General features: G+C 64.9%; 20 protein-coding genes and 2 tRNA genes. 13 read left to right on the top strand and 9 right to left on the bottom strand.

Annotated elements, in window-relative coordinates:
• Positions 1 to 2: 2 nt before the first annotated feature.
• Positions 3 to 2,015, bottom strand: coding sequence for a diguanylate cyclase (locus KGR00_RS14405; protein WP_224419420.1), 2,013 nt, complete (start codon positions 2,013 to 2,015; stop codon positions 3 to 5).
• Between the two features lie 185 nt (positions 2,016 to 2,200).
• Positions 2,201 to 3,352, bottom strand: a complete 1,152-nt coding sequence (gene cfa, locus KGR00_RS14410) for a cyclopropane fatty acyl phospholipid synthase (RefSeq protein WP_224419421.1) — start codon at positions 3,350 to 3,352, stop codon at positions 2,201 to 2,203.
• Positions 3,353 to 3,559: 207 nt separating this feature from the next.
• On the opposite strand from cfa, the gene KGR00_RS14415 reads away from it, so the two are divergent.
• A complete protein-coding gene (locus KGR00_RS14415; protein ID WP_129140487.1) occupies positions 3,560 to 3,862 on the top strand; it encodes an MTH1187 family thiamine-binding protein in 303 nt (100 codons plus the stop codon).
• A 3-nt stretch (positions 3,863 to 3,865) separates the two neighbouring features.
• On the opposite strand, the gene KGR00_RS14420 is transcribed toward KGR00_RS14415, so the two are convergent.
• Positions 3,866 to 4,198, bottom strand: coding sequence for a hypothetical protein (locus tag KGR00_RS14420; RefSeq protein ID WP_224419422.1), 333 nt, complete (start codon positions 4,196 to 4,198; stop codon positions 3,866 to 3,868).
• Positions 4,199 to 4,350: 152 nt separating this feature from the next.
• Here KGR00_RS14420 and fdhA point away from each other — a divergent pair, with 152 nt between their 5' ends.
• The gene (gene fdhA / locus KGR00_RS14425) at positions 4,351 to 5,544 is read left to right on the top strand and encodes a formaldehyde dehydrogenase, glutathione-independent (RefSeq protein WP_129140489.1); all 1,194 of its coding nucleotides are present in this window, start codon (positions 4,351 to 4,353) and stop codon (positions 5,542 to 5,544) included.
• Between the two features lie 25 nt (positions 5,545 to 5,569).
• Here the strand turns inward: fdhA and KGR00_RS14430 are convergent, their stop codons facing one another.
• Positions 5,570 to 6,475, bottom strand: coding sequence for a LysR family transcriptional regulator ArgP (locus tag KGR00_RS14430; protein WP_224419423.1), 906 nt, complete (start codon positions 6,473 to 6,475; stop codon positions 5,570 to 5,572).
• Positions 6,476 to 6,567: 92 nt separating this feature from the next.
• Between KGR00_RS14430 and KGR00_RS14435 the strand changes: the two genes are divergently transcribed.
• Both KGR00_RS14435 and hppD read left to right on the top strand, forming a co-directional pair.
• Positions 6,568 to 7,161 (top strand): LysE family transporter, encoded by a 594-nt coding sequence (locus KGR00_RS14435; RefSeq protein ID WP_224419424.1) that lies wholly within the window; start codon positions 6,568 to 6,570, stop codon positions 7,159 to 7,161.
• 242 nt (positions 7,162 to 7,403) lie between these two features.
• A complete protein-coding gene (gene hppD / locus KGR00_RS14440; RefSeq protein WP_129140492.1) occupies positions 7,404 to 8,507 on the top strand; it encodes a 4-hydroxyphenylpyruvate dioxygenase in 1,104 nt (367 codons plus the stop codon).
• Between the two features lie 67 nt (positions 8,508 to 8,574).
• On the opposite strand, the gene KGR00_RS14445 is transcribed toward hppD, so the two are convergent.
• Complete coding sequence (locus tag KGR00_RS14445) at positions 8,575 to 8,778, bottom strand: hypothetical protein (protein WP_129140493.1); 204 nt, start codon at positions 8,776 to 8,778, stop codon at positions 8,575 to 8,577.
• 64 nt (positions 8,779 to 8,842) lie between these two features.
• Positions 8,843 to 9,442 (bottom strand): helix-turn-helix domain-containing protein, encoded by a 600-nt coding sequence (locus KGR00_RS14450; protein WP_224419425.1) that lies wholly within the window; start codon positions 9,440 to 9,442, stop codon positions 8,843 to 8,845.
• 592 nt (positions 9,443 to 10,034) lie between these two features.
• Between KGR00_RS14450 and KGR00_RS14455 the strand changes: the two genes are divergently transcribed.
• Positions 10,035 to 10,931, top strand: coding sequence for a LysR family transcriptional regulator (locus tag KGR00_RS14455; protein ID WP_129140494.1), 897 nt, complete (start codon positions 10,035 to 10,037; stop codon positions 10,929 to 10,931).
• 28 nt (positions 10,932 to 10,959) lie between these two features.
• Here KGR00_RS14455 and KGR00_RS14460 read toward each other — a convergent pair whose 3' ends face one another.
• Positions 10,960 to 11,700: an SDR family NAD(P)-dependent oxidoreductase gene (locus tag KGR00_RS14460; RefSeq protein ID WP_224419426.1), complete on the bottom strand. Its 741-nt coding sequence runs from the start codon at positions 11,698 to 11,700 to the stop codon at positions 10,960 to 10,962.
• 95 nt (positions 11,701 to 11,795) lie between these two features.
• Between KGR00_RS14460 and gltX the strand changes: the two genes are divergently transcribed.
• From gltX to KGR00_RS14475, 3 genes are all read left to right on the top strand, one after another.
• Positions 11,796 to 13,277, top strand: coding sequence for a glutamate--tRNA ligase (gene gltX / locus KGR00_RS14465; protein WP_224419427.1), 1,482 nt, complete (start codon positions 11,796 to 11,798; stop codon positions 13,275 to 13,277).
• 182 nt (positions 13,278 to 13,459) lie between these two features.
• Positions 13,460 to 13,535 (top strand) — tRNA-Ala (locus KGR00_RS14470).
• 26 nt (positions 13,536 to 13,561) lie between these two features.
• Positions 13,562 to 13,637: transfer RNA gene (locus tag KGR00_RS14475), tRNA-Glu, on the top strand.
• Between the two features lie 394 nt (positions 13,638 to 14,031).
• Here the strand turns inward: KGR00_RS14475 and KGR00_RS14480 are convergent.
• On the bottom strand, positions 14,032 to 14,913 hold the full coding sequence (locus tag KGR00_RS14480) for an NAD(P)-dependent oxidoreductase (RefSeq protein WP_203234859.1): 882 nt from the start codon (positions 14,911 to 14,913) through the stop codon (positions 14,032 to 14,034).
• A gap of 120 nt (positions 14,914 to 15,033) precedes the next feature.
• A complete protein-coding gene (gltA, locus tag KGR00_RS14485; RefSeq protein ID WP_129140497.1) occupies positions 15,034 to 16,323 on the bottom strand; it encodes a citrate synthase in 1,290 nt (429 codons plus the stop codon).
• 410 nt (positions 16,324 to 16,733) lie between these two features.
• On the opposite strand from gltA, the gene sdhC reads away from it, so the two are divergent.
• The 5 genes from sdhC (at position 16,734) to KGR00_RS14510 (ending at position 23,041) form a co-directional block, all read left to right on the top strand.
• A complete protein-coding gene (sdhC, locus tag KGR00_RS14490) occupies positions 16,734 to 17,111 on the top strand; it encodes a succinate dehydrogenase, cytochrome b556 subunit (RefSeq protein ID WP_129140498.1) in 378 nt (125 codons plus the stop codon).
• Entirely contained in the window at positions 17,105 to 17,452 is a 348-nt protein-coding gene (gene sdhD, locus KGR00_RS14495; RefSeq protein WP_129140499.1) for a succinate dehydrogenase, hydrophobic membrane anchor protein, read from the top strand. The genes sdhC and sdhD overlap by 7 nt, the downstream gene beginning before the upstream one ends.
• 3 nt (positions 17,453 to 17,455) lie before the next feature.
• Positions 17,456 to 19,228, top strand: a complete 1,773-nt coding sequence (gene sdhA / locus KGR00_RS14500; protein ID WP_129140500.1) for a succinate dehydrogenase flavoprotein subunit — start codon at positions 17,456 to 17,458, stop codon at positions 19,226 to 19,228.
• Positions 19,229 to 19,245: 17 nt separating this feature from the next.
• Positions 19,246 to 19,950, top strand: coding sequence for a succinate dehydrogenase iron-sulfur subunit (locus KGR00_RS14505; RefSeq protein ID WP_203234860.1), 705 nt, complete (start codon positions 19,246 to 19,248; stop codon positions 19,948 to 19,950).
• Between the two features lie 256 nt (positions 19,951 to 20,206).
• Entirely contained in the window at positions 20,207 to 23,041 is a 2,835-nt protein-coding gene (locus tag KGR00_RS14510) for a 2-oxoglutarate dehydrogenase E1 component (protein WP_129140502.1), read from the top strand.
• Positions 23,042 to 23,081: the final 40 nt, after the last annotated feature.

A 23,081-nucleotide genomic window follows, 5' to 3' on the forward strand; every position in this document is an offset into this window, starting at 1 on the left:
GCTCAATCGCCGTCGCTGGAGACCCGGTTGCGTCCGCCTCGCTTGGCGTCGTAGAGCCCGCGGTCGGCGCGCTCGAGCAGGGTATCGAGGCTTTCGCCGTCGCGATACTCGGCGACGCCCAGGCTGGCGGTGACCGCGCCCCGGGGGACACAGAAATCGTGTTCGGCGACGGCCCGGCGCAGGCGTTCGGCGAGCCGCAGGCCCTGGTCGAGCGGCGTCAGCGGCAGCAGGATCGCCAGTTCCTCGCCACCGAAGCGGGCGATGATGTCTTCCTGGCGCAGGGTGTCGCGACATAGCTGGGCCAGCCGCTCGAGGACCTGGTCGCCGGCGACGTGCCCCCAGGTGTCGTTGATGCGCTTGAAGTGATCGAGATCGAGCAGGATCAGCGACAGCGTCGACCCGTGACGCCGGGCACGCGAGGTCTCTTCCTCGAGGCCCTTCATCAGGCGGCGACGGTTGGCCAGCCCGGTCAACTCGTCGGTGTCCGAGAGCGTGCGCAGGCGCTGTTCGCGGGCGATCTGCTCGCTGACGTCGAGCAGCACCCCGTGCCACAGCGTGCCATCGCCATTGCAACGTTCCGGCTGGGCGCGAATCAGCAGCCAGCGGATCGATTCGTCGAAACCGTGCAGCCGCAATTGCAGCGACACGGGCGCGAGCGACTCGGCGGAACGTTCGAGCGTCGCCATCAGTCGCGGGCGGTCCTCGCTGACCACCCGCCCGAGCACCGGGTGGGCGTCACGGCGCAGACCCTCGGTATCGAGGGTGTCGAGAATCCGGTCGTTGCCCGCCAGGTAGGGGAAGCGCATGCCGCCCTCGGCACCGCGGTGCAGTTGAAAGATCAGCCCGGGAATGCGGGTGGTCATCAGCTCCAGCTGGGCCAGCAGCTCGGCTTCGCGACTCACGTCGAGCAGGGTCCCGACCAGCTCGGGCTGGCTGTTCGAGACGCGTGGCCGCGACAGTCGCGCCTGGTTCTGTAGCGTCAGGTAGTGGCCGTCGGCATGTTGCAGCCGGTAACGCAGGGTTCGACGCCCTTGATGATGGTGCGTGAAGTTGCCGAGCCAGGCCGTGAGCGGATCGCGGTCGTCGGGATGCACGCGTTCCAGCAGGGTGTCGGGCGAGCTGGCCTTGTCGTCGAGCCCCAGCAGCCGGCGAACGTTGCGGCTGATGTAGTTGAACGACCAGGGGGTGTGCGGGTCGCAGGCGTAGAGAACGGCCGGACTGGTATCGAGCAGGTGACGCAGGCGTCGATGGGCGTTGGCGGCGGTCTGGCGGGCGCTGTCGAGTTCGGTGAGATCGTGGACGAAGCCGATCACGAACTCGTGGGCGACGCTGGGCTCTCCGAGGGTGATCAGGGTGGTCTGGATGTTGTAGCGCTGCTGTGGGTAATTGAGGGTTTCCTCGTAGGTGACTGGACGCTGATACGTCAGGCAGGCGGCATAGCGCTTCTCGAGGCGCCCCCCGCGATAGTCGCCGAAGGCTTCCTGCGGGGAGCGTCCGAGTAGCGACTCGCTACCGAAGCGCTCGGCCAGGAAGGGGTTGGCGTAGCAGTAGCGAAAGCGCTTGGTGGTTGGCTCGCGTCGGGCGATGAAGGCGCAATGAGGCAGCTTGTCGAGTAATTGCCGGCAGAGCCCGTCCAGCGGCGGGGGGAGTGCTGTCATGGCCGCCGGCCGCTGAAGACGGCGGATCAAGCCGTACCAGCCCCCGTCCCGGTAGCTGATCTGCTCGTCGAGCCAGTGGGTATCGCGGTCGACGACGACGCTGTAGCGCGCCTCGCTGTTGCCGTGCCGGCGGGCGTGTTCCATCAGCGTTGCCCGGCGCGGCGGGTCGCGTTCCTCGCTGCAGCCCGGCCAGTCGGCCTCCGCTGGCAGGGCGAGAAAGTCCGCCTCGCTGAGGCCCAGCAGGGGCCGGGGGTTGCCGGCCATCAGCCGTCGCTCCTGCCCCGATGTCGGTACATGCCAGACCAGAAGGTCGAGACTCTCGGCGGCATGGGCGAGCGAAGCATCGAGGCGGGACATCGGCGGATCACTCCCTGCTTTCGAGTCGTTGCGTGGGTGACGGAGAGGCCTGGCGGCGCCTCCGGATACAAAACGCAACACTATACTCGCAAAGAGAAACACCCGTCATTCTACGGAAGATGTAAGCGATTGCTGCAGAATCGACGAGGAGATTTCCTACAAGCGCATCCCCGCCAGGGCAGACCTCAGCGTGGACTGTCGTAGCGTCCCGGGCGCCCCTTGGAGTAGACCACCTGCCAGAGCTGTATGTCGCGGGCCCGGAAGGCGCCGGCACAGACCCCCAGATAATAGCGGAACATGCGGCGGGTCTTTTCGTTGTAGTTGGCGGCGATCTCGTGCCAGTGGGCGTCGAAGTTCTCCCGCCAGGCCATCAGCGTGCGGTCGTAATCGGCCCCGAAGTTCTGCCAGTCCTCCATCAGCAGGCGCCCTTCGGTGGCCTGGGCGATGTGCTTGATCGAGGGCAGGATGCCGTTGGGGAAGATGTATTTGTTGATCCAGGGGTCGGCACTGATCTCGGAGCTGTTCGAGCCTATGGTATGCAGCACGAACAGGCCGTCGTCGGCGAGCAGGCGCTCGACGGTCTCGAAATAGGTGCGGTAGTTGCGGTGGCCGACGTGTTCGAACATGCCGATCGAGACGATGCGGTCGAAGCGGCCCTCGAGATCACGGTAATCCTCGAGGATGATCTCCACCGGCAGCCCTTCGCAACGCTTGCGGGCGAGTTCGGCCTGCTCCTTCGAGATGGTGATCCCGGTGACTTCGGCACCGTAGTGCCGGGCGGCGTGCTCGGCGAAGCTGCCCCAGCCGCAGCCGATGTCGAGCACCTTCATGCCCGGTTCGATGCGCAGCTTGCGGGCGGCCAGGTCGAGCTTGGCGACCTGCGCCTCGTGCAGGGTCTCGGCGTCCTTCCAGTAACCGCACGAATAGCACATGGTGGGGTCGAGCATGCGCTCGAAGAGGTCGTTGCCCAGGTCGTAGTGCGCCTCGCCGACGATGTAGGCCCGGGCCTTGCTCTGCAGGTTGAAGAAGCCGGACTGGAGTCGGTACATCAGCCGTTCGGAGGGGGTGTGGGCGCGTTCGCCGAGGCCGTGTCGCAGCATGCGATGGGCCATCTCGTCGATGCGCTCGCATTCCCACCAGCCTTCCATGTAGGACTCGCCGAGGCCCAGCGTGCCCTGGTGCAGCACGCGGGAAAAGAAATCGGGGTGCAGGACCTGGATGTCCCAGGGCGAGGAGCCGTTCAGGGTGATGCCCGAGCCTTTCAGAAGATCCTCGACGATGCGTCGGGAGCGGGTGTCGGGAAGGGCGACGGGGCCGATGCGAGTGTCACTGGTCATGCCGAACTCCGGTATCAGGATGCGGGATGAGAGCCGCGATACGGTTTCGGGCAAGGCGGTCCTTGCCACTGTTCAGTGTTTGCAATTAGTTTGCTAATCAAGACTGCGGACTGCAAGCGTCGCAGTCTATGGTGTCGATAGCTTTTCGAAAAAGCATAGCTCAAGGCGAGCGACCCGTTCTGGATCGAGTCGACGAGGAGAGGCGACATGCAGGTGATCGTGGATTTTTGCATCGTGCCGATGGGCGTGGGGGTGTCGGTGTCGCGTTACGTGGCGGCGTGTCAGCGGATCATCGAGGAGGCCGGCCTGGTGCATCGCATGCACGCCTACGGCACCAACATCGAAGGACCCTGGGATGCCGTCTTCGCGGTGGTCAAGCGCTGCCACGAAGAGGTGCATGCGATGGGCGCGCCGCGCATCAACACCACGCTCAAGGTGGGCACGCGGACCGACCGTGAGCAGACCATGGACGACAAGGTGTCGAGCGTCGAGGCGATCCTCAACGGCTAGGCACTATTCGCAGCGATACCGCCAGACCAGCCCGGGTTGTTCGCCTTCGTGGGTGGTGGCGGCGTATTCGGCGACTTCGCTGGCATCGGCGGGCAGGTCGGCATCGACGCGGAAATCGGGTGTCCCGGCGCGTCGGCGACTGTCGAGGACGACCGGCGTGGCGTCCCCGCAGCGTTGCGCGGCACGGTGCTCGGCGGCCTTGCGGGCGGCGCCGAGCGTGTCGGCGTGGACCTCGAGATGATGCGCCGGGGCCGGGGGCGGCGCGCTCCGGCAGCCGCCGAGGGTGGCGGCCGCCAGCAGCAGAGCCAGCGTGACGGGGGCGAGCTTGATATCCATGCGGCGGGTCTCGTCGGGATGGCGGGGATGTCTCGAATGGGCATGTCGATGCCTCTTTGAGCATAGTTGGCCGCCCCGGGCCGCGACTAGGCTGGAGGACGACGTCACCGCCGTGGGCAGTGACGCGCCCACAACGACAAAGGATGCCAGCCATGAGTCAAGCCAACCGCGGGGTCGTGTACCAGGGCCCCGGCCACGTCGAGGTGCAATCCATTGCCTTTCCCGAGCTCGCCCTGGGCAAGCGCCAGTGCCACCACGGGGTGATCCTCAAGGTACTCACCACCAACATCTGCGGCAGCGACCAGCACATGGTGCGCGGCCGGACCACGGCACCGGCGGGGCTGGTGCTGGGTCACGAGATCACCGGCGAGGTCATCGAATGCGGCCGTGACGTCGAATTCCTCAATGTCGGTGACGTGGTGTCGGTCCCCTTCAACATCGCCTGCGGGCGTTGCCGCAACTGCAAGGAGGGCAAGACCCACATCTGCCTGAACGTCAACCCGGCGCGGCCCGGCGCCGCCTACGGCTATGTCGACATGGGCGGCTGGGTCGGCGGGCAGAGCGAGTACGTCATGGTGCCCTACGCCGACTTCAACCTGCTGCGCTTCCCCGACCGGGATCGCGCCATGGAGAAGATCCGCGATCTGACGATGCTCTCGGACATCTTCCCCACCGGCTTCCATGGCTGCGTGACCGCCGGCGTGCAGCCGGGCAGCACGGTGTACATCGCCGGCGCCGGCCCGGTGGGGCTGGCCGCGGCGGCGTCCGCGCGTCTGCTGGGAGCGGCCTGCGTGATCGTCGGCGACCTGAACCCGCAGCGACTCGATCAGGCGCGCAGCTTCGGCTGCGAGACCCTCGACCTGCGTCAGGACACGCCGATGCCGGACATGCTCGAGGCGATTCTCGGTGAGCGCGAGGTCGACTGCGCCGTGGATGCGGTGGGGTTCGAGGCGCGCTGCCACGGCCACAATCACGCGCACGAGCAGCCGGCGACGGTGCTCAACGCGATGATGGACGTGACCCGGGCCGGGGGGCAGGTCGGTATCCCGGGGCTCTACGTCACCGAGGATCCCGGCGCGGAGAGCGACGATGCCAAGCACGGCAACCTGTCGATGCGTTTCGGCCTGGGCTGGGCCAAGGCTCACTCCTTCCACACCGGCCAATGCCCGGTGATGCGCTACCACCGGCAACTGATGCAGGCGATTCTCTTCGAGCGCGTCAATATCGCCGATGCGGTGAACGTGCAGGTGATCTCGCTGGACGAGGCGCCGCAGGGCTACGCCGACTTCGATGGCGGGGTGGCGAAGAAGTTCGTCATCGACCCGCACGGCAGCGTGGCGGCCTGAGCGCGGTGGTCGAGCCGGCGTCGCTTCAGGACGTCGCCGGCTCGGCCGCGAACGGGGTCAGCCATTCGCCGCAGTGGCGCAACAGGTGGTCGGTCAGGGCCTCGAGCATCTGGCCGCCATGACGCCAGTGATGCCAGTAGAGTGGCACGTCGATGAAGCTGGTCGGATCGAGGTCGACCAGCGTTCCCTCCGCCAGTTCCCGGGCCACCTGACGCTCGGGGATCAGCCCGTAGCCCATGCCCGCCTGAGCGAGCCGGATGAAGCCTTCCGACGAGGGGCAGAGGTGATGCGGAAACGGTTCCTGAAAGCCGCGCATCTCCAGATAGCGGTGCTGGAGTCGGTCGTCGGGGCCGAAGACGATCGCCGGCGCCTCGCGCAGGGCGGCGTGGTCGAGCCCCCGTGGAAAGTGTCGCGTGACATAGTCGGGACTGGCCAGGGCCCGGTAGCGCATGTTGCCCAGGGGGTGCTGACGCGCGCCCTGGACCGGGCGTGGCGTGGCGCAGATACAGCCGGCCACTTCGCCGTCGCGCATGCGCTTGAGCGCCACGTCCTGGTCCTCGACGACCAGGTCGAGCAGGATGCCCTGATCGCGGCAGAAGGCGCCGGTCACCGGCGACCACCAGGTCGCCAGGCTGTCGGCGTTGATCGCCAGACGCAGGCGCTGTTCGCGCTCGCCCAGCGCGGGGACCTGATCGAGCAGGTCGTGCTCGAGTAACCGTACCTGCTGGACGTGGTTGAGCAGCCGCCGGCCCAGGGCGGTGGGCGCCAGCTTGGGGGCACGCACCAGGACCGGCTGGCCGAGGCGCGCCTCGAGCAGTTTGATGCGTTGCGAGACCGCCGACTGGGTCAGGCCCAGATGCTTGGCGCCCCGCTCGAAGCCGGATTGATCGATCACGGCCGCGAGGGCCTGCAGGAGTTTGTAGTCAAGCATCAGCCAGGTTAATCATCCATTCCCTCAATTAATTTCACTTATTCTAGCGCCAAAATTAACCTGCCGTCTCCTCGTTCACCGGGAGACACCTCATGTTGTCATCCGCCATTCAGGGGCTGGGCACCGGTGCCGCCCTGATCGTCGCCATCGGCGCGCAGAATGCCTTCGTCCTGGGGCAGGGGCTGCGCCGACGTTCGCCGTGGCTGGTAGCGGCGATCTGCAGCGGCTGCGACGTGTTGCTGATCGCCCTGGGCGGGCTGGGGCTGGGGCCGTTGATCGCCGGGCAGGCGACCCTGATGCAGCTGGCGCGCTGGGGCGGGGCGGCTTTCCTGCTCTGGCAGGCCGGGCACGCCTGGCGCCGGGCCCTGGTGCCGAGCGCGCTGACGGCCGAAGCGACACCGGCGACCCGCCAGCGGGTGGTGGCGGCGACGCTGGCGGTGACCCTGCTCAACCCGCAGGTCTATCTCGATACCGTGGTGATGCTGGGCGCGATCGGTGCCGTACAGGCCAGCCCGATGGGCTTCTATCTCGGCGCCATGGTGGCCTCGCTGCTGTGGTTCTTCGCCCTGGTGGCGGCGGCCGGCTGGCTGGCGCCGCGTCTCGCCCATCCCGGTGTGTGGCGCGTGATCGATGGGCTCATCGGCACGGTACTGATCGTCGTCGCGGGGCACCTGCTCGGCGGATAGGTGGCAGGTTTTCTTGACGCCCTGTCAGGGTTTTCGGCCGCTGCAGGGGCCTGTCATACCGAGGGTGGTGGCGTGTCAACTTTGCGTTACGAGCGGTCCGCGAGAGTCATCGCGCCGGGGGCTCGCGCGGGTCGGTGGCGGGATTCCCGGCGGCGATGGGCGCGCCTAGGCTGAACGCATGCGTCGTCCGACGACGATCGAGACGCCATGGCTCGTCTGCCAACGTTACAAGGAGAATACGCATGACTGCACCGGCCGCCATTTCCGCCAACGACAATCAGACCAATCCGATCGGTACCGACGGCTTCGCGTTCGTCGAATTCACCGCGCCTTCCGCCGAGGAGCGCGACGCGTTGCGTCGGCTCTTTGCCCGGATGGGCTTCACCGAAACCCGCAAGCATCGTTCCAAGGCGGTATCGCTGTTCCAGCAGGAGGGCATCAACTTCGTGCTCAACGGCGAGCCGAACAGTCATGCGGCGGCCTTCGCCGCAAAGCATGGCCCCAGCGCCTGTGCCATGGCCTGGAAGGTGGCCGATGCCCGCCAGGCCTTCGAGCACGCCGTGGCTCGCGGCGCCGAGCCCGTCGACAATCCGGTGGGGCCCGGCGAGGCGGGGATCCCGGCGGTCAAGGGGATCGGCGGCTCGCTGCTCTACTTCGTCGACGACAAGCGCGACGCCGACGGACGCAGTATCTACGAGATCGATTTCGAGCCCATCGCGGGTGCCGAACGCAACGCGCGCAGCGTGGGCCTGAAGGTCCTCGACCACCTGACCCACAACGTCGACCGCGGCCAGATGGATGTCTGGGCCAACTTCTACACCGACATCGCCAATTTTCGCGAGATCCGCTACTTCGACATCGAAGGCAAGATGACCGGGCTGCACTCCCGGGCGATGACGGCGCCCTGCGGCAAGATGCACATCCCCATCAACGAGTCGGCGGACGACCAGTCGCAGATCGCCGAATTCCTGCGCGAGTACAACGGCGAGGGGATCCAGCACCTGGCCCTGGCCACGGACGATATCTACGCCACGGTCAAGGCGCTCAAGGCCAACGGCGTCTCGTTCATGACCACGCCGGCGACCTACTACGAGAAGGTCGATGAACGCGTGCCCAACCACCAGGAGAATCTGGAGGATCTCAAGGCGCTCAACCTGCTGGTCGATGGGGCGCCGCAGGAAGGGGTCCTGTTGCAGATCTTCACCGACACCGTGATCGGGCCGATCTTCTTCGAGATCATTCAGCGCAAGGGCAACAAGGGCTTCGGCGAGGGCAACTTCAAGGCGCTCTTCGAGTCCATCGAGGAGGACCAGATCCGGCGTGGGGTTCTCAAGGGCGACGAATGATCCCCGGTCGCGTGATTGAATCGCATCGCCCCGTCCTGTCGGCGGGGCGATGCTACTTCGGCAGACCCTAAAGGCCGTATTCGTCCGGGTCCTCGCCCTGCTCGCGCAGGAAGGCGGCGACCAGATCCTCGTCGCCGTCGTGGTCGGACCCGTGGCGGTAGGCGAACTCGATCAACTGCTCCTCCTCGAAGCCGTCGTACCAGCTCATGTCCTTGTAATCACTGGTGGCGTACCAGTCACTCGCCGCTTCGTAACTATCGAACAATGGCATCACATCTCTCCTTGCGAACCTGACCTGCAACGTAGATCGGCCCGCGAGACGACGCAATGCAGGATCACTGCTGGATCAGATGCCAGCGGGCCCGGATCTGAGCCAGCAGGCGGAAGGGGAGGGCGCTCAGGGGCACGGTCTCGATCTCGTGATACTCGTCACTGATGCGTACCTGGCCGTCGCTGCGCTTCTCGAGACGCCGGACGACCAGCTGGTCGAAGTGCTCGAGGATGTAAAGACCATCGTCGAGGAATGTCGTCAGCGGGTACACCGCGGCCAGGTCGCCGTTGGCGAGAAAGTCGAAGCTTTCACCGTAGGCGGGCGTCACCAGGTGGCAGTCTGCGGTGACCTGACGCAGGGGCAGGCCGTCGAGCAGCGGCATGAGCCCGGCACCCTGACGAATCCAGGGAGCCGGTTGCCGGGACCGGAGATGCAGGATCCCCGACGAACTCGGGGGCGCTGGCGTGCCTTCCAGAAGGTCGCTGAGCGAACAGTCCAGGGCCTCGGTCAGCGCCACCAGGCGCTCGTGCCCGATCTGCTTGATGGTGCCCGATTCCCAGTAGGAGATCGTGACATCCGAAACGCCCACTCGTCGGGCGAGGGCAGCCTTGCTCAGGTTGGCCTTCAGTCTTAGCGCTTTTATGCGGGAACCCAATGCATCCATCGATTGCATCTCGCCGTAACGTGAACGCCTAGCATAGCCACTCGTCACCGAAGTATGTTTCGGGTTGGATGGCACTCACTTTACTGAGAAAAACAAAGGCTTGTGCTGCCATGACGGGGGACCTCCGGGGCACTTTCACGGGCTGTCATTTCGTGCGCTAACCCTGGCCATACGGGCCGACGATCCATTGGATTGGTTTTTTTCCGACAGGTTTCACGACGGCGAGTCCTTATTGATCCTACATGACGAATCATGGCGGAAGCGAAGCGCGTTGCCCGGTGAGGTCCGGACCTCGGACGACAACCTTGGCGCGCAACGGCGGCAGGCACCGCGCTTGGCGGTAACCCGAGGGAATCATGGGAAAAAAGCGCCGGTTGCTCGAGCGAGCAACCGTCGGCGCACAAGGATGATGCACTGAAGGCTCCATCGGCAAGATAGCGCCGCCGATGGTGCTTCAGGGGGTCCTGTGACCGCCCGAAGTGAGCGCAGTATAGGCAGTCGTACTTTGCGGAATAAGTGGGTACAATCGAAAACTAGTGTTTCTGTATTGGAAACATGGCGCGTTGCAGCGTTTCGGAGGCAGTGACGACTCTTGGCGACCCTGGATGCCCTGAAGGTTTTCGTCGAAGTGGTGCGTGCGGGCAGCTTCACGGCCGCGGCACGGCGGCTGGGCATCTCCAAGTCGCTGGCGTCCAAGCGCCTCGCCGCACTGGAGGAAGAGCTGGGGGTCAGCCTGCTCAACCGCTCGACCCGCTCGCTGCATCTCACCGAGGCGGGCCGGATCTACTACGAACATGGCCTGCGTATTCGCGAGGAACTGGCCGCGGCGGAGGCCCAGGTCCAGTCGGTCACTGCGCGTCCGCGCGGCCAGCTCAAGGTCAGTGCCCAGGTGAGCTTCGGCTTCATGTATCTGGCGCCGCCCACCACGGCCTTCATGCGTCGCTATCCGGATGTGGCGGTCGAGATCCTGCTCGAGGATCAGCGCTTCGAGCCGATCGACGATTCCGTCGACCTGGCGATCCGCATGGGGCCGCTGCCCGCGTCGAGCCTGGTGTCGCGCCCGCTGTGCAAGGTGGTCTACGGCCTCTACGCTGCCCCTGACTATCTGGCCCGCGCCGAGCGGCCCCAGCACCCCCGCGACATCGAGGCGCATGACAGCGTCTTCTACGGCAACTATGACCTCGGCGCGCACTGGCGTTTCTCGCTCAATGGCCAGCCATTGGACATCGAACCCAACTCGCGCCTGGTGATCAACAATCTGCTGGGTGTGGTGGAGGCGGCCAAGGCGGGATTCGGGTTGGCCTACCTGCCCACCTTCGCCGCGCAGTCGGCGGTGGCCGAGGGGGAGCTGGTGCCCTTGCTGCAGCCCTACTGGAACGAGCACGGCAGCATGCTGGTCCTGTTTCGCTCGCGCAAGTATCTGCCGGACAAGACCCGGGCCTACCTGGACTTCATTACCGACTGGTTTCGCGAACGCCTGGTGCTGTAGGGCGGCCGCGACGATCCGGCACGCTCGTCTACCAGGCGATGGGCTCGCCCGCCCAGTCCCAGAAACTGCCGGTCTCCTCGGGCCTGCGCTCGCCCATCACCGCGATCAGCCGCTCGGCGACGAAATCGGTGCTGAACAGCTTGCCTGCGGGCACCCGGGACTGGAAGGGAGCGGAAAGTGCCGTATCGGTGGTTCCCGGATGCAGGCACAGCACGATCGCCCGGCGGTTGTAGCGGGCCAGTTCGATGGCGGCGGTGCGCAGCAGCATGTTGTGGGCCGCCTTGCTCGCCCGATAGGCATACCAGCCGCCCATTCGGTTGTCGCCGATCGACCCTACCCGGGCCGAGAGACTGGCGACGATCGCCGAATGCTGACCCTTGAGACAGGGGGCCAGGGTCTGGACGAGCAGCACCGGCGTGGTGGCGTTGACATGGAAGAGTCTCGCGAGCGTGTCGGCATCGAGATCTTCGAGCCGTTTCTCGGGATGAATCCCTCCCGGCTCGTCGTGCAGCATCCCGATGGCGTTGAACAGCAGATGCACCGTCTCGCCCGCGAGTCGCTCGGCCAGGGCTTGGCGCCCCGAGGGTGTGGTGACATCGGCGACCAGGCTTTCCAGGCGGGCGTCGTCGAGGTCGGGGGGCGTGCGCGATACGGCCAGCACACGGCCGGGCCTGGGGCTGGCCAGCAAATGGCGCACCACGGCGCGGCCGATACCGCCGCCGGCACCGGTCACCACGGCGGTGAAATCGTCGGGAAGCGGCTCGAGCATGGGGTCTCCTCGTGGGTGGCGGTCGACCGACGGCTGATGGGCCGAGGCGAGGTGCGTATAATGCCGGCATTCATTGAACCAACGGAATGCCTGTCATGACCACCGTACGAACACGCATCGCGCCGTCGCCGACCGGCGATCCGCACGTGGGTACCGCGTATATCGCCCTGTTCAACCTGTGTTTTGCCCGCCAGCACGGCGGCCAGTTCATCCTGCGTATCGAGGATACCGATCGTCAGCGTTCCACCGACGAGTCCGAGCGCATGATCCTCGATTCGCTGCGCTGGCTGGGGCTCGAATGGGACGAAGGTCCGGATGTCGGTGGTCCGCACGGCCCCTATCGCCAGAGTGAGCGCGGCGACATCTACGCCGAATACGCCCGCCAGCTGCTCGAGGCCGGCCACGCCTTCAAGTGCTATCGCACCAGCGAGGAACTCGACGAGCTGCGCGAGCGACGCAAGGCCGAGGGGCTCCATCTGGCGCTCAAGCCGGCCGATCTGGCGCTGCCGGCCGACGAGCAGCGCCGCCGCGAGGCCGAGGGCTGGCCCTACGTGGTGCGCATGAACGTACCGGGCGAGGGCACCTGCGTGGTGGAGGACATGCTGCGTGGCGAGATCGAAGTGGAGTGGGCCCAGGTCGATGCCCAGATCCTGCTCAAGTCCGACGGCATGCCGACCTATCATCTGGCCAACGTGGTCGACGATCACCTGATGGGGATCACCCATGTGCTGCGCGGCGAGGAGTGGATCAACTCGGCGCCCAAGCACAAGCTGCTCTATGAGTACTTCGGCTGGGAGATGCCTGCGCTCTGCCACATGCCGCTGCTGCGCAATCCCGACAAGTCGAAGCTCTCCAAGCGCAAGAACCCGACCTCGATCAACTACTATCGGCGCATGGGCTTTCTGCCGCAGGCCGTGACCAACTACCTCGGCCGCATGGGCTGGTCGATGCCCGACGATCGCGAGAAGTTCACGCTCGACGAGATGATGGCCCACTTCGACATCCAGCGGGTGTCGCTGGGCGGCCCGGTCTTCGATCTACAGAAGTTGACCTGGCTCAACGGCGTCTACATCCGCGAGGATCTCGACGATGCGGCGCTGCTGGCGGCGCTGCGCGACTGGGCCTTCAACGAGGCCTATGTCGGCCAGATCCTGCCCCAGGTGCGCCCGCGTATCGAAACCCTGGCCGACGTCACGCCGCTGGCGGGGCATTTCTTCTCGGGGCTGCCGCGTCTCGACGAGCAGAGCTTCGCCGACGTCAAGCTCGAACGCGAGAGTCTGGTCAAGCTGCTGCAGTTCCTGGTCTGGCGCTTCGAGGGTGTCACGCGCTGGGAGAAGGAAAGCCTGCTCGCCGAGGTCAAGCGACTCTGCGAGTACTTCGATCTCAAAATGAAGGCCCTGCTGGCGCCGGTGTTCATCGCCATCACCGGCTCGGCGAGCTCGACCTCGGTGATGGACGCCATGGCGATTCTCGGCTCCGACGTTACCCGGGCCCGGTTGCGTCACGCCATCGACGTGCTGGGCGGGGTTTCCAAGAAGCAGGCCAAGCGCTTCGAGAAGGAATACCGGGAGCTGTAAGACGCGGCTGCGCCGCTTGAAGAGGGAAGAACGGCGCTTCGCGCCTGGAAGAGGGCTGACAAGGGCAGGACAACGCCAATGCCTTCTTCCTTCTTCCTTCTTCCTTCTTCCTTGGGAAGGGTTGACGAATTCGGGGCTAATCAGTATCATACGCCCCGTTCTCGCGAAAGACGCCGACGTTCGGGGCCTTAGCTCAGCTGGGAGAGCGCGACACTGGCAGTGTCGAGGTCACCGGTTCGATCCCGGTAGGCTCCACCAACATCGGCTTCGCGACATCTTCTTGCGTCCCATTCGTCTAGTGGTCCAGGACACCGCCCTTTCACGGCGGTAACAGGGGTTCGAACCCCCTATGGGACGCCACTTCCTGCTGTTCTCTCAAGACCGCTGCGAGCGTCGCCGACCAGACGCTGTCAAGACGCGTTTTTTCAGTCCGGTGCCGGGTTTTTACCCGTCAGGCGCTTGACTTCTCACGTCAGTTTTCCCCACGTTACGCTTTTCTTTCCTCTCTTGTGCATAATCACTCCGCCAGGCCCGTGGTTGGGCATGCTTTCTTGAAATGTATTTAAAATCAGTATCTTACGGTTGATCAAAAAATAGCCGATTTGTAGGCAGGCCGCTTGTCATGGCGATCGTGCGACCTTTTCGAGAGCTTATGAACAAGGTTATCCACAGAATGTGTGGAAAAGCGCCGGGGTGCGGGAAATACGAAAAATCCGAGTCCTTTCGCCGCTCCCCGGTGTGGAAAATCGAACCGTCAATCGCGCTCCAGGCGCTTGAGCAGCGACGACGTATCCCAGCGGCCGCCGCCCATGGCCTGAACGTCGCCATAGAACTGGTCGATCAGGGCGGCGACCGGCAGGCGCGCGTCGATGCGTCGAGCCTCGGCCAGGCAGATGGCCAGATCCTTGCGCATCCAGTCGACGGCGAAGCCGTGGTCGTACTCGCCGTCGATCATGGTCTTGTGGCGGTTTTCCATCTGCCAGGAGCCGGCCGCCCCCTGGGCGATGACCTCGACGACCCGTTCACGGTCGAGCCCCGCCTTGCCCGCGAAGTGCAGGCCCTCGGCCAGGCCCTGGACCAGGCCGGCGATGCAGATCTGGTTGACCATCTTGGTCATCTGCCCGGCGCCGGCGTCGCCGAGGCGCGTCACGGCGCGGCCGTAGTGGGCGAGTAGCGGGCGAACCTCGTCGAAGGTGGCCTCGTCGCCGCCGCACATGACCGTCAGGGTGCCGTTCTCGGCACCCTGCTGGCCGCCTGACACGGGGGCGTCGATGAAGCGGGCGTCGCGCTCCCGACACGCCTGTTCGAGTTCCCGGGCGAGATCCGCCGAGGCGGTGGTGTGATCGACCAGCACCGCGCCGGGCCGCATGCCGGTCAGCGCGCCTTGGGGGCCGGTGGTGACGGCGCGAACGTCATCGTCGTTGCCGACGCAGACCAGGACCAGGTCTGCGCCCTGGGCGGCTTGCTCGGGGGTGTCGTGGCGGCTGCCGCCATGGGTGTCGACCCACTGCCTGGCCTTGTCCGGGCTGCGGTTGTAGACACGCATCTCGAGGCCGGCGCGGGCCAGGTGGCCGGCCATGGGGAAGCCCATCACGCCGAGGCCGATGAAGGCGGCCGTACGAATCGTCTGGCTCATGGAGAGATACCTCGCGGTAAGTGTGTGGCGCATGCCGACATCAGCGTAGGCGAGGGGAGGGCCGGTCGGCAGGGCCTGACGAAAAAGGCCGCCTTGCGGCGGCCTTGGAGAGAAACCCGGTTACTTCTGGGTCGGGTAATCGCGCTTGGCGTAGCCGGTGTAGAGCTGACGCGGGCGACCGATGCGGTAGCCGTTGCTGATCATCTCGTTCCAGTGCGAGATCCAGCCGATGGTCCGCGAGACGGCGAAGATCACCGTGAACATGTTGGTGGGGATGCCGATCGCCTTGAGGATGATCCCGGAGTAGAAGTCGACATTGGGATAGAGCTTGCGCTCGATGAAGTAGTCGTCTTCCAGGGCGATCTCCTCGAGCCGCTTGGCGATCTTGAGCTTGGGATCGTCGGCCATGCCCAGTTCGCTGAGTACCTCGTCGCAGGTCTCCTTCATGACCTTGGCGCGCGGGTCGAAATTGCGATAGACGCGGTGGCCGAAGCCCATCAGGCGGAAGGGGTCGTCCTTGTCCTTGGCGCGATCGATGTAGCGCTGGATGTTTTCTTCCGACTCGTCACCGATCTCGTCGAGCATGTTGAGCACGGCTTCGTTGGCCCCGCCGTGGGCCGGCCCCCACAGGGCGGCGATGCCGGCGCTGATGCAGGCGAACGGGTTGGCGCCGGTGGAACCCGCCAGGCGCACGGTGGACGTCGAGGCGTTCTGCTCGTGGTCGGCGTGGAGCATGAAGATGCGATCCATGGCCTTGGCGAACACCGGATTGATCTGGTACTCCTCGCAGGGATTGCCGAACATCATGTAGAGGAAGTTCTCGGCGTAGCTGAGGTCGTTGCGAGGATAGTTAAAGGGCTGGCCGATGTTGTACTTGTAGCACATGGCGGCCAGCGTGGGCATCTTGGCGATCAGGCGGACGGCGCTGACCCGACGCTCCTCTTCCTTGGTGATGTCCAGGTTGTCGTGGTAGAAGGCCGCCAGGCCGCCGACCACGCCGCAGAGGATGGCCATGGGGTGGGCGTCGCGACGGAAGCCCTTGAAGAAGTTGGCCAGCTGTTCATGGACCATCGTGTGGTTGCGGATGGTCTTCTCGAAATTGGTGTACTCGTCCTCGCTGGGCAGCTCGCCGAAGAGCAGCAGGTAGGAGAGTTCGACGAAGTTGGAGTTGTCGGCCAGCTGGTCGATCGGGTAGCCGCGGTGCAGCAACATGCCCTGGGCGCCGTCGATATAGGTGATGCCGGACTCGGTGGCGGCGGTGGCGACGAAGCCGGGGTCGTAGGTAAAGAGGCCTTCGGCGGTGAGGCCGCGTACGTCGACGACGTCGGGCCCGACAGTGCCTGAATAGACCGGCAACTCGAGGGTCTTGTCCAGCCCTTCCACTGTCAACTGCGCTTTCCTGTCAGCCATGATGGCCTCCTCTTGTCTCGATACTTGACGTAACTCGTTGTCCTGCCTGCTTACGGGCAAAAAAGGTTCGCCTACTATAGAAATGTCCCGAGTATTGTCAATTCACCCATAGTGGTTGGTGCGGCGGTGCAGCAAGCCATACGGGCGATGACGGACACTGCTGCAGGGGATCGGTTTGCTGCTTGGCAGCAAGAATACCTGTTACCAAGGGTAACACCAAGGTGGCGTTACCGCGGTAACGATTTGTCATGCCACGGCCCAGTCCCTATAATCGTAACCCGCGCGACTGGCGGGAAGGCGGTGATCGATGCCACCTGGACTGGCCAACCATCGCTCTTCCTCAAACCACCGCCCGCTCTAACCGTGCCCGACCGGAAGCATGAGCGGGCCAAGAGAGTGTGTAGAGAGCCGTGAATAGCAAAAGACCCGTAAACCTAGACCTTTCCACGATAAATTTCCCACTTCCTGCGTTAACCTCCATTGCTCACCGTATCACCGGCATCATCCTGTTCATTGGCCTGATCTTCGGCTTCTGGGCGCTGGATGCCTCGCTGTCCTCTCCGGAAGGCTTCGAAGCCGTCCGTGACGTGCTCGCCCACAACTTCCTGGCCAAGCTGGTCGCCTGGGGGCTGCTGTCGGCACTGGCCTTCCATTTCGTCGCCGGCATCAAGCATCTGCTGATGGACGCCGGCTATGGCGTCGACCTCGAAGGCGGCTACAAGAAGGCTCAAATCACCGTGGTGGCAAGCGCGGTTCTCGTGGTACTGGCAGGAGTCTGGGTATGGTAACCAACATCACGAATCTCGGTCGCAGCGGTCTTTCCGACTGGCTGATACAGCGGGTTTCGGCCGTCGTCCTGGCGCTTTACGCCGTCTTCATGGTCGGCTACCTGCTCTTCCATCCCGACCTCGACTACGCGACCTGGCACGGTCTCTTCTCGCAGACCTGGATGCGCATCTTCTCCCTGCTGGCCTTCGTGTCGCTGGCGGCCCACGCCTGGATCGGGCTGTGGACGGTGGTCACCGACTACATCAAGCCGACCGGCATCCGTTTCATCGTGCAAATCGCCATCATCATCGCCATCTTCATCTTCCTGGTGTGGGGCGTACAAGTTCTGTGGGGAGCCTGATCCATGTCTACCATGCGTAGCCTGACATTCGACGCAATCACCATCGGCGGGGGCGGCTCCGGCCTGCGTGCGGCGCTGGAGCTGGCCAAGTCCGGCAAGAAGACCGCGGTCATCTCGAAGGTCTTCCCGACCCGTTCGCACACGGTGTCGGCCCAGGGCGGCATCACCTGCGCCATTGCCTCCGCCGACCCCAACGACGACTGGCGCTGGCACATGTACGACACCGTCAAGGGCGGTGACTACATCACCGACCAGGACGCCGCCGAATACATGTGCTCCGAAGGCCCCAAGGCGGTCTTCGAGCTCGAACACATGGGGCTGCCGTTCTCGCGCTTCGACAACGGTCGCATCTATCAGCGTCCGTTCGGCGGCCAGTCCAAGGATTTCGGCAAGGGCGGCCAGGCGGCCCGTACCTGCGCCGCGGCCGACCGTACCGGCCATGCGCTGCTGCACACGCTGTATCAGAACAACCTGAAGAACAACACCGTGTTCCTCAACGAGTGGTACGCGGTGGATCTGGTCAAGAACGCCAACGGCGACGTGGTCGGCTGCATCGCGCTGTGCATCGAGACCGGTGAAGTGGTGCACATCAAGTCCAAGGCCACCGTGCTGGCGACCGGCGGCTCCGGGCGTATCTACTCCTCGACCACCAACGCCCTGATCAACACCGGTGACGGCATCGGCATGGCGCTGCGCGCCGGCCTGCCGGTCCAGGACATGGAGATGTGGCAGTTCCACCCCACCGGCATCCACGGTGCCGGGGTGCTGGTGACCGAGGGCTGCCGCGGCGAGGGCGGCTACCTGATCAACAAGGATGGCGAGCGCTTCATGGAGCGTTACGCGCCCAATGCCAAGGACCTGGCCGGTCGCGACGTGGTCGCCCGCTCCATGGTCATGGAGATCCTCGAGGGGCGTGGTTGCGGCGAGAACGGCGATCACGTGCTGCTCAAGCTCGACCACCTGGGCGAGGAAGTCCTCGGCAAGCGCCTGCCGGGCATCGTCGAGCTGGCCAAGACCTTCGCCCATGTCGATCCGGTCAAGGAACCGATTCCCGTGGTGCCGACCTGTCACTACATGATGGGCGGGCTGGCGACCAACGTGCACGGTCAGGTGATCTCCCGCGATGGCGACGGCAACGATCAGATCGTCAACGGTCTGTTCGCCTGCGGCGAGGCGGCCTGCGTCTCGGTCCACGGCGCCAACCGTCTGGGCGGCAACTCGCTGCTCGACCTGGTGGTCTTCGGTCGCGCCGCCGGCATGTTCATCGAGAGCGCGCTCAACGAAGGCGTCGACTACCTCGACGCGGCCCAGTCCGACGTCGACCAGGCGCTGTCGCGCATGAACCGCTGGAACGAGTCGAGCGGCGGCGAGTCGGTGCCTGCGCTGCGTACCGAGCTGCAGGAAACCATGCAGAAATCCTTCGGCGTGTTCCGCCAGGAAGACCACATGGAAGAGGGCGTCAAGAAGGTGGCCGAGCTGCGCGAGCGCATCGCCAACGCCCACCTGGGCGACAAGTCCCACGCCTTCAACACCGCGCGCGTCGAGGCGCTGGAACTCGACAATCTGCTGGAGGTCGCCGAGGCGACTGCCATCTCTGCCCTGGAGCGTAAGGAAAGCCGCGGGGCGCATTCCCGTTACGACTATCCGGACCGTGACGACGTCAACTGGCTGAAGCACTCCATCTATACCCCGGCGGACAAGAAGCTGGGCAAGCGTGACGTGAACTTCCAGCCGAAGACCGTCGACACCTTCGAGCCGAAAGTCCGGACTTATTAAGGGGGCAACCGATGTCCATGCTTCAGGTATCCGTCTATCGCTACAACCCGGAGACCGACTCCGCGCCGTACATGCAGGAGTTCCAGGTGGACACCCAGGGCCGTGACCTGATGGTCCTGAACGTCCTCGAGATCATCAAGCAGCAGGACAGCTCGATGGCCTACCGCCGCAGCTGCCGCGAGGGCGTGTGCGGCTCCGACGGGATGAACATGAACGGCACCAATGGTCTGGCCTGCGTCACCGCCCTGTCGGACGTGGTCAAGAACGACAAGCTGGTGCTGCGCCCGCTGCCGGGCCTGCCGGTGATTCGCGACCTGGTGGTCGACATGGGGATCTTCTACAAGCAGTACGAGCGCATCCAGCCGTACCTGCAGAACGATGAGAACCCGCCGGCGATCGAGCGCCTGCAGTCGCCGGAGGAGCGCGACAAGCTCGACGGCCTCTACGAGTGCATCCTGTGCGCCTGCTGTTCGACCTCCTGCCCGTCGTTCTGGTGGAACCCGGACAAGTTCGTCGGTCCGGCCGGCCTGCTTCAAGCCTATCGCTTCCTGGCCGATAGTCGTGATACGGCGACGCGCGAGCGGCTCTCCGAGCTCGAGGATCCGTTCAGCGTGTTCCGCTGCCGCGGCATCATGAACTGCGTGGCGGTCTGCCCCAAGGGGCTCAACCCGACCCGCGCGATCGGCAAGATCCGCGAGCTGCTGCTGGCGAATGCCACTTAAACCGTGGCTCGCGGCTTGTTATCATTGGTCCCCGTTCCTGGCTGCGGTCGAGTGTCGCAGCCGGGGGCGGTCCAAGCGTGGAGAGCCGGTGCCCTGGTGCACCGGCTCTTGACGATCATTGCCGCCGAAACTCGTCGACGACGCCCGTTCGCACAGAGCCGGTCGAGTCGGTGCAAGTGCCAGTAAAGAGTGACGTCGGAGTCTCAAGCGCAACTCCGGCGCCGACACCACCCCATCAGTGCAGGGTGACCGAAACATGCAAGAAGGCATAATGGAGTTGATGTGGCGCACCTCCCATATGAGCGGCGGCAACGCTCACTATGTGGAAGCGCTGTATGAGCAGTATCTCGTCGATCCCAACGCCGTGCCGGACGAATGGCGTAACTACTTCGACAAGTTACCCCGCCCGGAAGGCGCCCCCTCTCACGACGTACCTCTCAGCCCGATTCGCGAGCAGTTCTACCAACTGGCCCAGCAGCGCCGCAACGGTGCTGTCGCTCCTGCGACCGACAGCGGCGAGAGCAAGAAACAGGTCAAGGTCCTGCAGCTGATCAACGCCTACCGCTTCCGGGGCCATCAGAAGGCCGACATCGATCCGCTCGACCTGCGCAACCCGGTGCCGGTACCCGACCTCGACCTGTCCTTCCACCAGCTGTCCAAGTCCGACCTGGACACCGAGTTCCAGACCGGCTCGCTGTTTCTGGGCAAGGACAAGGCGCCGCTCAAGGAGATCGTCGACGCGCTGGAGAAGACCTACTGTCGCTCGATCGGCTGCGAGTTCATGCACATCGTCGACACCGAGGAGAAACGCTGGCTGCAGCAGCGCTTCGAGTCGGTGCGCAGCGCGCCCAAGTACAGCGATGACGTGCGCATGCACGTCCTGGAGCGTCTGACCGCGGCGGAAGGCCTGGAGAGCTACCTGGCCTCCAAGTATCCGGGCACCAAGCGCTTCGGCCTGGAAGGCGGCGAGACTTTCATTCCGATGATGGACGAGATCATCCAGCGTGCCGGCGGCTACGGGACCAAGGAAGTGGTCATCGGCATGGCCCACCGTGGCCGTCTCAACCTGCTGGTCAACATCCTCGGCAAGAGTCCCTCCGAGCTGATCGACGAGTTCGACGGCAAGAAGGTGATCGAGAAGGGCTCGGGCGACGTCAAGTACCACCAGGGCTTCAGTTCCAACGTGATGACGCCGGGCGGCGAAGTCCACCTGGCGCTGGCCTTCAACCCGTCGCACCTCGAGATCGTCTCGCCGGTGGTCGAAGGCTCCGTGCGTGCCCGTCAGGATCGCCGCGACGATGCCGAGGGCGACAAGGTACTGCCGATCAACGTCCACGGCGACGCGGCCTTCGCCGGCCAGGGCGTGGTCATGGAGACCTTCCAGATGTCGCAGACCCGCGGTTACAGGACCGGCGGCACGCTGCACATCGTGATCAACAACCAGGTCGGCTTCACCACCTCGAATCCGCAGGACACGCGCTCGACCGAGTACTGCACCGACATCGCCAAGATGGTTCAGGCGCCGATCTTCCACGTCAACGGCGACGACGCCGACGCGGTGATCCATGCCACCCAGGTGGCGCTCGACTACCGTCAGCAGTTCCACAAGGACGTCGTCATCGACCTGGTCTGCTATCGTCGGCGCGGCCACAACGAGGCCGACGAGCCCTCCGGCACCCAGCCGATGATGTACAGCAAGATCAAGTCGCACAAGACGTCGCGCGCGCTGTACGCCGAGCGTCTGATCGAGGCCGGGCTGCTCAGCGAGGAGCAGGCCAAGGACCTGACCGAGAAGTACCGCGAGGATCTGCTGGCCGGCAACCACGTGGCCAACGCCCTGGTCAAGGAGCCCAATACCGAGCTGTTCGTCGACTGGACGCCCTACCTGGGTCATGAGTGGACCGGCGACGCCGATACCGCCATCGACATGAAGCGCATGCAGCATCTCGCCGCGAAGATGTGCGAAGTGCCCGACGGCGTGCAGATGCAGCGCCAGGTCAGCAAGATCTACGAGGACCGCCGCAAGATGCTCGCCGGCGGCATGGCGCTGAACTGGGGCTTCGCCGAGACGCTGGCCTACGCCACGCTGCTCGACCAGGGGCACCCGGTACGCCTGACCGGCCAGGATTCCGGCCGCGGCACCTTCTCGCATCGCCACGCGGTGGTGCACAACCAGAAGGACGGCAGCACCTTCGTGCCGCTCGAGCATATCCGCGACGGCCAACCGCGCTTCACCATTCACGACTCCTTCCTCTCCGAGGAGGCCGTGCTGGCGTTCGAGTACGGCTACGCCACGACCATGCCCACCGCCCTGATCATCTGGGAGGCGCAGTTCGGGGACTTCTTCAACGGCGCTCAGGTGGTGGTCGATCAGTTCATCTCCTCCGGCGAATCCAAGTGGGGCCGGCTGTGCGGGTTGACCCTGCTGCTGCCGCACGGGTACGAGGGCCAGGGGCCGGAGCACTCCTCGGCGCGACTCGAGCGCTTCCTGCAGTTGTGCGCCGAGCACAACATGCAGGTCTGCGTGCCGACCACCCCGGCGCAGATCTTCCATCTGCTGCGTCGCCAGGTGATCCGCCCGCTGCGCAAGCCGCTGGTGGTCATGTCGCCCAAGAGCCTGCTGCGCCACAAGGAAGCCACCTCGACCCTCGAGGAACTGGCCAACGGTCGCTTCAACATGGTGCTCGCCGATCAGGGCAACCTGGACGCCGAGGCGGTCAAGCGCGTCGTCCTGTGCGCCGGCAAGGTCTATTACGACCTGGCCGCCTATCGGGCCGAGAACGAGCGCGAGGACACGGCGATCGTGCGTGTCGAACAGCTCTACCCCTTCCCCAAGGAGGAGCTCTTCGATGCCCTCAAGGGCTTCACCAACCTCGAGCAGGTGGTGTGGTGTCAGGAGGAACCGCTCAACCAGGGTGCCTGGTACCAGAGCCAGCATCATATGCGCGTGGTCGCCGACATGCTGGCGGATGGCCTGGGTCGCGAACTCAAGTTCGCCGGTCGCCCGGCATCGGCCGCCCCCGCCGCGGGCTACATGTCCGTTCATGTGGAACAACAGCGCCAACTGGTGGACGACGCCTTCAACGCCTGAGGCGTCCAACCGGGACGAGAGAGAACTCACTAAGGAAACG

The sequence above is a fragment of the Modicisalibacter sp. MOD 31.J genome, from assembly GCF_020147985.1.
GTDB lineage: Bacteria > Pseudomonadota > Gammaproteobacteria > Pseudomonadales > Halomonadaceae > Modicisalibacter > Modicisalibacter coralii.

Bases quoted from the DNA above. Each gene is read 5' to 3' on its own strand.
- KGR00_RS14435 (WP_224419424.1), top strand. From the start codon at position 6,568: ATGTTGTCATCCGCCATTCAGGGGCTGGGCACCGGTGCCGCCCTGATC.
- KGR00_RS14450 (WP_224419425.1), bottom strand. From the start codon at position 9,442: ATGGATGCATTGGGTTCCCGCATAAAAGCGCTAAGACTGAAGGCCAAC.
- KGR00_RS14460 (WP_224419426.1), bottom strand. From the start codon at position 11,700: ATGCTCGAGCCGCTTCCCGACGATTTCACCGCCGTGGTGACCGGTGCC.
- KGR00_RS14415 (WP_129140487.1), top strand. From the start codon at position 3,560: ATGCAGGTGATCGTGGATTTTTGCATCGTGCCGATGGGCGTGGGGGTG.
- KGR00_RS14405 (WP_224419420.1), bottom strand. From the start codon at position 2,015: ATGTCCCGCCTCGATGCTTCGCTCGCCCATGCCGCCGAGAGTCTCGAC.
- gltX (WP_224419427.1), top strand. From the start codon at position 11,796: ATGACCACCGTACGAACACGCATCGCGCCGTCGCCGACCGGCGATCCG.
- sdhD (WP_129140499.1), top strand. From the start codon at position 17,105: ATGGTAACCAACATCACGAATCTCGGTCGCAGCGGTCTTTCCGACTGG.
- sdhA (WP_129140500.1), top strand. From the start codon at position 17,456: ATGTCTACCATGCGTAGCCTGACATTCGACGCAATCACCATCGGCGGG.
- KGR00_RS14505 (WP_203234860.1), top strand. From the start codon at position 19,246: ATGCTTCAGGTATCCGTCTATCGCTACAACCCGGAGACCGACTCCGCG.
- KGR00_RS14480 (WP_203234859.1), bottom strand. From the start codon at position 14,913: ATGAGCCAGACGATTCGTACGGCCGCCTTCATCGGCCTCGGCGTGATG.
- KGR00_RS14430 (WP_224419423.1), bottom strand. From the start codon at position 6,475: ATGCTTGACTACAAACTCCTGCAGGCCCTCGCGGCCGTGATCGATCAA.
- fdhA (WP_129140489.1), top strand. From the start codon at position 4,351: ATGAGTCAAGCCAACCGCGGGGTCGTGTACCAGGGCCCCGGCCACGTC.
- KGR00_RS14510 (WP_129140502.1), top strand. From the start codon at position 20,207: ATGCAAGAAGGCATAATGGAGTTGATGTGGCGCACCTCCCATATGAGC.
- cfa (WP_224419421.1), bottom strand. From the start codon at position 3,352: ATGACCAGTGACACTCGCATCGGCCCCGTCGCCCTTCCCGACACCCGC.
- KGR00_RS14420 (WP_224419422.1), bottom strand. From the start codon at position 4,198: ATGGATATCAAGCTCGCCCCCGTCACGCTGGCTCTGCTGCTGGCGGCC.
- gltA (WP_129140497.1), bottom strand. From the start codon at position 16,323: ATGGCTGACAGGAAAGCGCAGTTGACAGTGGAAGGGCTGGACAAGACC.
- KGR00_RS14445 (WP_129140493.1), bottom strand. From the start codon at position 8,778: ATGCCATTGTTCGATAGTTACGAAGCGGCGAGTGACTGGTACGCCACC.
- hppD (WP_129140492.1), top strand. From the start codon at position 7,404: ATGACTGCACCGGCCGCCATTTCCGCCAACGACAATCAGACCAATCCG.